Annotated in this window: 13 protein-coding genes and 4 pseudogenes; all 17 read right to left on the reverse strand. The window is 43.0% G+C overall.

Annotation, left to right across the window (positions count from 1 at the left end; genetic code table 11):
• A partial coding sequence (locus ACSLP7_RS05290) for a hypothetical protein (protein WP_435578358.1) occupies positions 1-135 on the reverse strand: 135 nt, incomplete at its 3' end.
• A gap of 27 nt (positions 136-162) precedes the next feature.
• Complete coding sequence (locus ACSLP7_RS05295) at positions 163-531, reverse strand: SixA phosphatase family protein (protein WP_435578347.1); 369 nt, start codon at positions 529-531, stop codon at positions 163-165.
• A gap of 63 nt (positions 532-594) precedes the next feature.
• Positions 595-1,276, reverse strand: a pseudogene (gene pdxH, locus ACSLP7_RS05300) (pyridoxamine 5'-phosphate oxidase).
• A 21-nt stretch (positions 1,277-1,297) separates the two neighbouring features.
• Positions 1,298-2,255 (reverse strand): annotated as a pseudogene (locus tag ACSLP7_RS05305) (ribonuclease Z).
• A 12-nt stretch (positions 2,256-2,267) separates the two neighbouring features.
• Positions 2,268-2,603, reverse strand: a complete 336-nt coding sequence (locus tag ACSLP7_RS05310) for a ribonuclease Z (protein ID WP_435578348.1) — start codon at positions 2,601-2,603, stop codon at positions 2,268-2,270.
• Positions 2,593-3,533: pseudogene (locus tag ACSLP7_RS05315) on the reverse strand (aspartate carbamoyltransferase catalytic subunit). Before ACSLP7_RS05315 ends, ACSLP7_RS05310 begins: the two are co-directional and overlap by 11 nt.
• Before the next feature lie 5 nt (positions 3,534-3,538).
• A pseudogene (gene pyrR, locus ACSLP7_RS05320) lies at positions 3,539-4,079 on the reverse strand (bifunctional pyr operon transcriptional regulator/uracil phosphoribosyltransferase PyrR).
• 60 nt (positions 4,080-4,139) lie between these two features.
• Complete coding sequence (locus ACSLP7_RS05325; protein ID WP_435578349.1) at positions 4,140-5,105, reverse strand: Gfo/Idh/MocA family protein; 966 nt, start codon at positions 5,103-5,105, stop codon at positions 4,140-4,142.
• A gap of 23 nt (positions 5,106-5,128) precedes the next feature.
• On the reverse strand, positions 5,129-5,539 hold the full coding sequence (locus ACSLP7_RS05330; RefSeq protein WP_435578359.1) for a hypothetical protein: 411 nt from the start codon (positions 5,537-5,539) through the stop codon (positions 5,129-5,131).
• Positions 5,508-6,068 (reverse strand): DUF1572 family protein, encoded by a 561-nt coding sequence (locus tag ACSLP7_RS05335; protein WP_435578350.1) that lies wholly within the window; start codon positions 6,066-6,068, stop codon positions 5,508-5,510. The genes ACSLP7_RS05330 and ACSLP7_RS05335 overlap by 32 nt, the downstream gene beginning before the upstream one ends.
• Complete coding sequence (locus tag ACSLP7_RS05340) at positions 6,068-6,304, reverse strand: DUF1059 domain-containing protein (protein ID WP_435578351.1); 237 nt, start codon at positions 6,302-6,304, stop codon at positions 6,068-6,070. The genes ACSLP7_RS05335 and ACSLP7_RS05340 overlap by 1 nt, the downstream gene beginning before the upstream one ends.
• A gap of 11 nt (positions 6,305-6,315) precedes the next feature.
• The gene (locus tag ACSLP7_RS05345) at positions 6,316-7,371 is read right to left on the reverse strand and encodes a bestrophin family protein (protein WP_435578352.1); all 1,056 of its coding nucleotides are present in this window, start codon (positions 7,369-7,371) and stop codon (positions 6,316-6,318) included.
• 77 nt (positions 7,372-7,448) lie between these two features.
• Entirely contained in the window at positions 7,449-8,564 is a 1,116-nt protein-coding gene (locus ACSLP7_RS05350) for a serine hydrolase domain-containing protein (protein WP_435578353.1), read from the reverse strand.
• Between the two features lie 70 nt (positions 8,565-8,634).
• Positions 8,635-8,910 carry a hypothetical protein gene (locus ACSLP7_RS05355; protein ID WP_435578354.1) on the reverse strand — a complete coding sequence of 92 codons (276 nt, stop codon included), beginning with the start codon at positions 8,908-8,910 and terminating at the stop codon, positions 8,635-8,637.
• Positions 8,911-9,010: 100 nt separating this feature from the next.
• A complete protein-coding gene (locus ACSLP7_RS05360) occupies positions 9,011-9,310 on the reverse strand; it encodes a hypothetical protein (RefSeq protein ID WP_435578355.1) in 300 nt (99 codons plus the stop codon).
• The gene (locus tag ACSLP7_RS05365) at positions 9,276-10,184 is read right to left on the reverse strand and encodes a toxin-antitoxin system YwqK family antitoxin (protein ID WP_435578356.1); all 909 of its coding nucleotides are present in this window, start codon (positions 10,182-10,184) and stop codon (positions 9,276-9,278) included. Before ACSLP7_RS05365 ends, ACSLP7_RS05360 begins: the two co-directional genes overlap by 35 nt.
• Before the next feature lie 116 nt (positions 10,185-10,300).
• On the reverse strand, positions 10,301-11,047 hold a 747-nt coding region (locus ACSLP7_RS05370; RefSeq protein ID WP_435578357.1), incomplete at its 5' end, for a S1 RNA-binding domain-containing protein.

Raw genomic sequence — 11,047 nt, forward strand, 5'->3', positions numbered from 1 at the left:
GTTGGAAAAGATCCCGAGAAATCGAATACGTTCAATTAAAGGCACTGATACATCTGCAGCCTCCTGCAAGACCCTTTCATTGAATTGGAGCCAGCTGATCTCTCTATTTACGTATTGTTCTTGCAATTCGTTCATTTGCGAATCTCTTTTGGAAATAGGTTGTTAATGTTTTACCGTTCTTAAGTTCAGACAATCGTCTTGTTGGAATTCGATCGCTGCGAATCCGCAAGTGGGAAGATTGTCCAGGTATTTATCGCCTAACATATCACAATACTGGTAAAGGCGTGATTGTGGCCAAAGATCACTGAGCGAATCAATTTCATTGGAAGTTTCTTGAATCACTTCCATGACCGATTGTCCCCCAAAATCATACAGACGCTCGTCCACACGACAGCGCTCGTCCGCCAAAGAAAAGGCTTCTTTGAAAAACAAAAAGGTGGTATGCGCTCGATTGGCTGGACTACTAATGACGAGCTGAGGAGCTTCAATTCTTTTGGATATCTCCAAAGCCATAGCCTCTGCATCGTTCAAACCGCGCCCTTTAATGGACGCTCTCTGTCTGATACATTATGTTCCCAAGAAGATTTTGCATGTCTAACCAGATATAAGGTTTTCATAAGCTGGTATTAAAGGAGATAAACGAACAATGTTCCAATCGCCATTATCCTGCAATCGGTAAAGGATTCGTCGTGAAGACGGTTTGGGGCGTCCTTGCCAAAACTCGATCTCAACAGGCGCAACCAAAATTCCACCCCAATGATCCGGACAGGGAACGGTATCGTTCTCACTGAAAGTAGACTCTAACTTCTTTAAACGGTCTTCTAACACCTCACGATTGGGAATTTCTTTACTCTGATCGGAGACTATAGCTCCTAACCTACTTCCTAGTGGACGTGAATCCCAATAGTTCTCCGTGTCAACACGAGTGGTTTTAGAAGCATTTCCTTTGATGAGCACTTGTCGCTCTAAGGTCGGCCAAAAGAACGCTAAAGAGACCTTTGAGTTTGCCAATATTGCTTGGCCCTTCTCACTGTGATAGTTGGTATAGAAATAAAAGCCGTGCTCGTTATACTTTTTAAGTAACACCACGCGACCTTTGGGATAACGTCCAAACTCAAGGTAGTAACGGTCATTGCATTGACCTCTTCTATACCCCAGCCTCTTGCACTTGATGAAACCACGTTCTGAACTGTTGCAGCGGATTTGGATCTACACTAGTCTTGTCCAGAGCACCTTTTTCGTATGATTTTCTGAAATTATACAGTTGTTGATCCATGAGAAAAGCTTTCTCTGCAAGTTACGAGAAATCGATTTGCCTTAAAAGTAAATTTTCAGGTTTTCTCCGCGGATTTTTACCAAGAAAATTCTTGAGATCTTGAGCCAATTCGCTGTTTTCAAAGACTGTTTTTGCCTCTTTTGAAAAACACTTAGATCCTCATATCGCGTGGAATAATGCCCTAAGATCAAGCGCTTAACTTCCGCTGACTTAGCTATACTAGCTGCCTGAACAGCCGTACTGTGCTTGGTTTGCTGGCACAGGTGTTCATGCTCTTGGAGAAAGGTGCTTTCGTGGTACAAGGTATCTACACCTTTGATAAGCGGAATAATATCCGGATGATAAGCCGTATCACTGCAATAGGCATAAGAATTCGGCGGAGTACCTGCTGTCGTAACGTTTTATGATCAATCAGGACCCCGGCTTCATTATAGACATCTTGCCCTGCTTTAAGCTTTCTGTAATACGCCTGATCCACCCCAGCTTTTTGAGCCTCTTCCACTAAGAGCTTTCTCGGGCCTGTTTTTTCCTGGAATAAGAATCCGTTGGTGTAGATGCGGTGATCAAGCGGGATTGTATGAACAGTTAGATGGTCATCCTCATAAATTAACTCCGAAGTCTTCTCTTTGAGTTCCACAAAATTCAAATCAAATTGCGGCCAGGAATTACCCAAACGCAATTGCATGCTGATCACTTCTTTGAGCCCTTTAGGAGCATAAATGGTAAGCGGTGTTTTTCGCCCGAGCAATTGAAAGGTGGAGATCAATCCGATCAACCCAAAATAATGGTCCCCATGCAGATGCGAAATAAAAACACATTGTACTCGGGTAAATTTGATCTTGGAACGCCTGAGCTGTACCTGAGTCCCTTCACCACAATCAATCAAAAAATGCCTGCCTCGTGCCTCTAAAACCTGCGCTGTAGGGTGCGTACGGGTTCGAGGAGTAGCAGAATGACAACCGAGGATAGTGAGTTTCAAGTCTAGTGTTATTTAGAAGCCCAGATCGCGTTCAATGGTCTCCATTTCAATGATGTCTCCCGCTTCTTGAAGCGTAGGAACAACCACCATTTCAAAAGGAATATCATCTACCGGCACTTCTGTACAGATCATTACAAAAGACTGTTTGTGTTTTCGATGTGCGTTAGAAACCTGCAGAAAATGTAAAAGATGACCTAGGGTGAAATCCTGGTATTTGGTAAGATCGATGACCAAGTTTTGCTCCGCAAAATACTCCGGAATAACACGTTCGAGGTGAATTGCAAAATCCTTCGGATCGTTTTGCTCATCAATCAATAAAAGGAAACTATCGAACTCTTTAACTGTCATCGCGCTTAATTTTTGAAGCCAACAGATAGATCACGGCCATTCGGACCGCAACCCCATTCTCCACTTGATCCAAGATGATTGCTTGATCGGAATCGGCCACATCACTAGTGATTTCCACACCTCGATTAATGGGTCCAGGGTGCATGACAACGATCTCTTTATCCAATCGGTCCAAGTGTGCTTTTGTGAGTCCATATTGCAAACTGTATTCCCGACTTGATGGGAAATAAGAGCTGTCCATACGCTCATTTTGAACTCGGAGCATATTGGCTACATCACACCATTGAATCGCTTTTTCAAGGTTCAACTCGACTTCTACCCCAAGTTTTTCTATATGCTTAGGGATAGGTGGTTTTAGGAGAAACATACCTTAACTGAAGCTCCAAGTTTTTGTAGTGCAAAAATATTGGATAAGGCTACGCGTGAATGCAGTATATCTCCAACAATAACTACCTTTTTTCCTGCTACATCGCCCAAACGCTCTCGGATTGAAAAACAGTCCAGCAAGGCCTGTGTTGGATGCTCATGAGCTCCATCACCAGCGTTCACTATACTCGCTTTTACGTGCTTGGAAAGAAACAATCCCGCTCCGGGATTTGGGTGGCGCATCACTACCATATCCACCTTCATGGATAGAATGTTATTGACTGTATCTATGAGTGTCTCCCCTTTTTTTACAGAAGATGAGGCCGCAGAGAAATTGATCACATCTGCAGAGAGTCGTTTCTCTGCCAATTCAAAGGACAAGCGTGTGCGCGTCGAATTTTCAAAAAAGAGGTTGGCAATGGTAATGTCTCGAAGCGACGGCACTTTCTTTATTGGCCTATTGATCACTTCTTTAAACTGATCTGCAGTTTCAAAGATCAGTTGAATATCTTCTGGGGTGACGTACTTTATCCCGAGTAAGTGGTCTACACTTAAGCTACTCATTGAACCTATTTATTTATTAAATACACGGCGTCCTCGCCATCATTCTCTTGCCAACACACCTTCACCTTCTCGTCGTTAATGGCGTCTACCTGACGTCCGCGATAGTTCGGTTGTATGGGTAAATGTCTACTGAACCTGCGGTCAATAAGACAAAGCAATTCTACATTTTTGGGTCTTCCAAAAGCCTGTATGGCTGTTAAAGCTGCACGAATACTGCGCCCTGTATAGAGTACATCGTCAATGATCACGACGTTTTTGTCTTCTACAATAAACTCAATATTGGTTGCATTAGCCGCTAAAGGCTTGTCTCCCCTTCTAAAATCGTCTCTATAAAAAGTGATGTCCAAGTAGCCTAATTGCAAATCTTTGATCGCGTAATCTTCTTTGAGGAGTTGCGCCAAAACGATCCGCCAGATATACTCCACGAGGCTGAAGACCAATAAGAACGGCATTGGAAAAATCTAGGTGATTTTCGAGCAATTGACAGGCCAAACGGTGCAGTGTGATATGCACTTCGGTTTGGTTAAGCAGGACTTTTTGACTCATACATTGCTTCTGTACTGCAAAAATAGACGATTTTCTCGGGTTGTGCAATGCCTGATCGCATTAGTCAAAACGCAATCCGATCAAGGAACGCACTGCATCTAAGAGTCCAATGAGGTCCTGGCTGTGTTGGTGAGACATTTTTTCAGACTCTAATTTTCCCGCTTTTAGACAATTAATCACTTCATCGATCTCGTGATAATAACCCAAACCTGTATAGGGTATCTCCAAAGTTTCCAGATTGCCATCTTTCTCCACGCTAATTGCTTGGCAATGATGAAAGCGCGGATGCATATAAATACCGCCTTCACTGCCCTCAATGATAGCCTCTGTAGGCGTGGTTTCTAAAAAGGTAGATTCTAAGATGGCTGTTTGTCCGTCGGAATAAGCGAGTTCTATGTGGCAATGACTATCAACCCCGGTATAGTGCATAGTGGCCTCTGCATCAATCGCTTCTGGTCTCCCTAAAAGCAAATAACTCAAATACAAGGGGTAAATTCCGATGTCCAATAAGGAGCCTCCTCCTAGGTTTTTGTTAAACAGTCGTCCGTTTGGATCTTGAGAGGCGGGGAAACCGAAATCTGCCCGAACCGATACCGTTTTTCCAATTGCTCCTTGATCAATCAACTCTAAGACCTTTTCTGTAGCAGGAATAAAGCGGGTCCAAAGGGCTTCCATCAAAAACAGTTTTTTGGATTTGGCCTTATTGATCATTTTTCTCACCTGAGCGGCATCAAGAGCAAAGGGTTTTTCGCAGATCACGTGTTTTCCTGCATCAAGGGCTTCCATGCAGTTCTGGTAGTGTACGTGATTCGGGGTGGCTATATAAACAACATCCACTTGCGCATCTTTAAACAAGGCTTCATAGCTCCCGTAGGAGGTTGTAGCACCGTACTGAGCAGCAAAAGATCGTGCCTTTTTCGCAGTTCTAGATGCAACCGCTTGAAGGCTTGCCTCTGGATGTAACTTCAAGTCATCTGCAAAGCGCCCAGCGATCTTTCCTAAGCCAATTATGCCAAATCGAGTCATTAGTTAAAGATACGGACAAATGCTTAATCCACGGCTGTGATAATCCCGCTGGTTACGGTCTGGGTTCCGCGTAAAACAGCCTCATAAGTGTATTGGTTCCCTTGAATTCCCGTGATTCTAACAATTAACACCTTACCGATGAGATTTACCGCATGCTCACTTGTAGATTCTGTGTAGGTCAATTGGTAATTACAAATATTATCCCAAGTCACTTGCGCTTTGGTTACCGCTCCCGTATTCAAATTGGTTTCAATTTGTTGATCGCCTTTGCGCTCTATACGCACCGAATAATTCTCCTCAGGCTTAATAATCTCAAAGACGCCTTCATGAACATCCTCACAGGTCATAGGACTGTCTTTACATGATCCTAGTGTGAGCAACAGTCCAATTATTAGAGCAACTCTATTTAATGTCATCGGTATAATGTCCGTCATGTTTTCCTTTTGCAAATTTTTTGTCGTTAAAAGCTTTGGAACCTCCTTTGGGAATACTCAAGGACTTCCAGGTTTGATCCTTTGTCATACGCCCAATATAGACGATCTGCCCAACGTGATAAGCATAATGCGCCAATTGTCTGTTGCAGGCGGCAGTAATGCTGTGCTTTTGATTTCTTATATAAATCGCTTGGTCAAAATTAGTGGCATTTACTGAATCTAACGCGCCAAAAAGGCAATTCCAGCCTTCATTCCATTTTTGATTCAATTGCTTACGAGTTGTTATGGACTGCTCAAATTCTGCATCGCGCTGCCTCCAAGATTTTTCGCCGTCCTCTGTGAGAAAGTTGGTCCAACGAGACAGCATATTGCCGTGCAAATGGTTTACGATGACCGCAATAGAATTACTGGCATCATTAAAGTGCCAGAACAACTGCTCATCGGTCAATTGCTCAAAGGTCTTATCCCCCAAGGCCTTATAGTACTCAAATTGAGATTTGATGTTATTTAGATAGTCCTGCGGATCCATTACTCGCTAGGTAAGCTTTCAAACAAAGCTCTTTTCTCATTGAAATAGCGTTCCATGGCCTCTGGGGAATCCATCAGCTTTTTTATTGCTTGCATGGCTTCCAAATGAGGAGCGTCTCCTTTTTGAAACATCTCCATGCCGTGTTGCTTACTCAAAGCGATCATTTCTTCAAAGGTCGCTGCGCTAAAGGAAAGCTCACAAGCGCCTCCCAGTTGTTTACAAGTCATTGTTTTCATAATAAGTGGCTTTAAAATTGCACGCCGTACTCTACGGGGAATGGAGCCGGGATTTGCTCAGCATCCTCTCCTAAATTCTGACGCAGATCGATCTCTATACCTCTCGCAATTGCGGAGATAGGCACATCATTAGCCGTACCCTCAAAAGGATTCTCTCCTGTTCTACCAATGCGCTCCATGGTATGGAAGATCCAAGCTACAGAGACGTAAATCGGGATACAGAACCAAATGAATAGACTGCCAAGAAAAGGACGAGACTCTGCGATCTCAGCACCAATATCAAGAAATTGAGGCACTAAGGCAATCGGCAACAACAAGAGCAACAACCACATGAAATAATGATTTAAGGTCGCATACTGTCTGGGGTACGGGAAGTTCTTTATTCGTTCTGATTTCCCCTGAAGCGTAAAGAGTTCCTCCAAAACACCCTCTAACTGTAAAAAGGAGAATTCCCAGACAATGCCCTTTTCCTTTAGCGCTCGCAAATGGTGAGACTGCAAATACAGCAAAGCAGTTTGCTTATTCCCTTTAGCAAGGACATAGGCCAGGTCTTCATCATTCAAATACGGTTTTAAGGCTTCTTCTAAGGACTCTTTGGCTTCTGGCGTGGTAATGCCCCATTCGGTGTTTGTTTTATGCTGACTAGTAGTCTCCCAAGGCTTTAACTGCCTCATGGAATAACGCAAAGCGGTCATCCAAGCTATATGGCGGTAGGTCAGGTTTTTTACTTCCAGGTTTAACTGATCCTGAGAAACCTCATCTTCACAATACTCATTGGTAACCATGTCCTGAACAAACATTCCAAAGGTTCTGGAAGTATTGACAATACCTCCCCAGATCTTACGAGCTTCCCAAATACGGCCATAGACCGCGTTGTTCTGGAAACCAATTACAAAAGCAACGGCTGTACCAATAAGAGCCATTGGGGTCCACGGGATCATCAACCAAGCGATGTCTAAAAAATAATAGGCAGCAACCCACAGGGTGATAAAAACAATAAAAAAAAGTGATTCAAAACGCGTCCAGCGCGCCATATCCTTAAAGCGGTAGATCTTTCCGGTATACATGTGTTATTTAGCTAATCGATGTGATTAAAGATAGGTAAATATCAACGTTTAAAAAACCAGTCGGAAGCACGTGATTATCAACGCGAAAGCTCTTTGAGGATCTTATCGACAACTCGTTTTAACTTCCCCGGAGTCTTGGGACCACTGTGATTGGTAAAGATGGTGATGGCAAAGTCTTGATCTGGATAAAGATAGACCCAGTTTTGCATGCCAGGGCTTCCTCCGTGATGATTGTATGAAGTACCGTATTTATCTTTCCAAATCCGCCAAAAATATCCCAAACGCGTGGTCCTGCCATCATGAAAAAGCTCTTTACGAGACTCAGCAACTACAGCATCATCAGTCTCCATCAAGAATTCTAGGTAGTTGGTCATGGCAAGCAAATTGGACTTGACTCCCGCCCCACCGGCCCAAAGGGTGTTCGCAAAATAGGGTGATGACTCTGAATTTCCCATCCAATAGCCCAAAACAGCATTAGCTTCCATCGCTGCCGTCATTTCAATTCCCGAGAGTCCCATATCGCATTTTTGAAATAACTCTTCTTGAAGCAGCTCATCTAAGGATTTGCCGTAGACATTTTCCAAAATGTATGACATCAACTCTGCACCTGCATTGGAATAATAGAATTGCGTTCCCGGTTTTTGAGTCATTTCAAAGGCCTCTAAGGCCTGCCAAAAGTCATCCTTAGTGACCGCTGCCTCAGCCTTATAGAAATCAGTTGGCACCTCAGGACTCAGACGTTCAAAAATACCATCTATAGACTCCGGCATAAAATGCGGCAAGCCAGAAGTATTGGCGAGTAAGTGTTTAATGCGAATGGGTTCTCCATCAAAACTGAGATTGGGATAGGGCTTATCCAAATACTTCTGAACCTCATCTTCTAAGTTGATTTTCCCTTCCAACACAGCCTTAGCAGCTACAAAACCCAACATAGTTTTAGAGACCGAAGCGATCTCATAAACAGAAGAATCGTTGAGCATTGCAGGATTGTTATCTCTCAGCTGCCCAAAATAATAACGGTATGTTTCTCCCTTGTAATAGATTCCAACGGATACCGCCTTGATCTCTTTATCCTTGAGCAAGGATCTGGTTTGTTTGTTTACTGCGGATTCTAGTTGTTCGCTGTACTGTTGCGCGTAGCTGATGTTTGTCAGAAAAAGCAATAGGGAAAGTCCGAGGTAGTGATGTCGCATAGTTTTGTTTTCAGCAGCAATTGCAAGAACCAGACCAAAGGATTCTGCGATAAACCTCTAAGTTAAGCTTTTAGAAAAAACTCTTTACAGTAGCAATGGCGCAAAGGCCTAACAAGACTATGGAAACCACCGTCCAAAACTGTTTTTTACTTTGGGTGAGGTATTTGATCCCTATAGCTGTAAAGACCACCAGCGCGATCAAAAAAGGAATGGTCAAAAGCTCTCCAACTACCTGAATAGCTTGGCTTTTCAATTGGTAGTAATTGACCAAATACAAGAGTGAAAAATAGGCCACGATCAACAAATTGACAACAGTAAGCCCCTTGCTGCTCAATACTTTATTCATGGAAGTTTTCTTTTTATAACCGCAGAAAACTCAAATTAGTATACCTCCAAATCAAAAAAGCCTCCCTTTACAGGAGGCTCCGGAAAGTATAATCGAAGGATTAATACTCGTCTACCTGAAGCTTTTTGACCAAATCTCCCATTTCATCATAAAAACTCCAAGTGCCTTTGGGTTCGCCGTAGCGATCAATTTTGCCTTCTAGGCAAACCTCCCCGTTTCTGTAATGATACTTTAAGCGTGAGCCTGAGTAGGAGATTAAGGTCTCTCCACTCATATAAAAGAGCTCTACATCACCTTGTTCTTCACCGTCTCTGTACTTACCAGTTTTGTAGAAATATGGACCAATTTCCAAGTAGGGTTCCAATTCAAAATCCTCGTCCTGTGAAATAAGGATATTCAAACTCGGCAGATGTTTTAAAAGTCAGGCGCCATTTGCCATCGCGTTCTCCTTTCTTATAATTACCCTGTTCTTCTATATCTCCATTTTCCATATATGAGGTATACAAACCGTTACGATCTCCGTCCTTATAATTCTCTTCTGTTCTTTTAGATCCATCTTCATAAAAAGTGGTATAAGGTCCTTCCAAGGATCCGTAGACGTAGGTTCCTTGATGACTCACTTGACTGGAATTGGGAAAGAGCTGTTTGTATTCTCCGTGGCGCTTACCGTCAACCTTTTTAACTCTCCAGCTCACAGATCCGTCAGCATTTAAACCAACATCTTCAGTAGGGGTCTCTTTATAATCCAACTTACCGTCTTCATAGTAATAGGTTTCAAAAGGGTCTTCTTCCAGCTCCTGTCCTTTAAACACTTCTCGATTGTACAATTCCCCTTCATAGTAGGAAAAGAGTTCAACTAAAAGACCTCTGCTGTTGTAAACCCGCTTTTCATAAAGATCTCCATAATCGTCTTTCTCGATCCAGGTACCAAACTTGTACACATGCTCATCTCCGGTGATTATAAAATAGGAACCATCACTACCGGGTCTGGTATCCTTTGCTACTCCTACTACACCTTGATATATAGCGCGATTACCATCATAGCTTCGAAATTCTACCGTTACGTTTCTGGAATAAATGGAAGTGAAGTCTCCAAAGTAACTCGTCACGGTTTGGTTGGAGTTGGATACGCTGTAATCAACCATTCGTCCAAATTGATTCTCGTCATCGTAACGAAGGTTATCAATAACTTCTTCAACGATCTCAGAGTCGCTCATCTGCCCTTTTGCTGTGAGGGCGCAAAAACACACTAGTAAATAAAATAGGATTCTCATGTTATTAATATTTAATCCAAAACTAGTGTGCGGCAGTATGGCAAAACATACCCAGTACCGTGTATAAAAAAAGCCCCCCGTTACCGGAGGGCTTCTATTTTTAAAGTGGCTGGAAATTATTTCTTCCCGTCCATCTTGTCTTTCAACTCTTGAAGTTTAGCGTTAGCATCACCAAGGGTTGGTTTTTCAACCTGCTCAGACTGCTTCTTTTGTGCAGCGCGGACGTTCTTGGCTTCTTCTTCGCGGTGGATCACCATGTGAGAGGCAACCACACGCTTGAAGTCTTTACTAAACTCAATGATTTGGAATTCAGCTTCCTCACCTTTCTTAAGTTTGGTACCATCTTCCTTCTCCATGTGACGTTGTGGTACAAAGGCTACAATATCTTCGTTGAAAGTAATAGTAGCTCCTTTGTCAACGATCTCAGTGATGGCAGCAGTGTGCTTGCTTCCAACTCCGAAGTCATCTTCATACTTGTCCCAAGGGTTCTCTGTAGTCTGCTTGTGACCAAGGCTTAGTTTGCGTCCTTCAACATCCAACTCCAAAACGATCACCTCTAGCGTATCACCAACATTGGTAAACTCGCTTGGGTGCTTCACTTTCTTAGTCCAAGAAAGGTCAGAGATGTAAATAAGACCGTCGATTCCTTCTTCTAACTCTACGAATACACCGAAGTTAGTGAAGTTACGTACGATTCCACTATGCTTAGATCCAACAGGATACTTAGTTGTGATATCCGTCCATGGGTCTGGAGTCAATTGCTTGATACCTAAACTCATTTTACGCTCTTCGCGATCTAGAGTCAAGATAACAGCTTCGATCTCGTCTCCTACGTTTACAAAGTCTTGCGCACTTCTCAAGTG

Source organism: Gilvibacter sp. (genome assembly GCF_965601605.1).
Taxonomy (GTDB): Bacteria; Bacteroidota; Bacteroidia; order Flavobacteriales; family Flavobacteriaceae; genus Gilvibacter.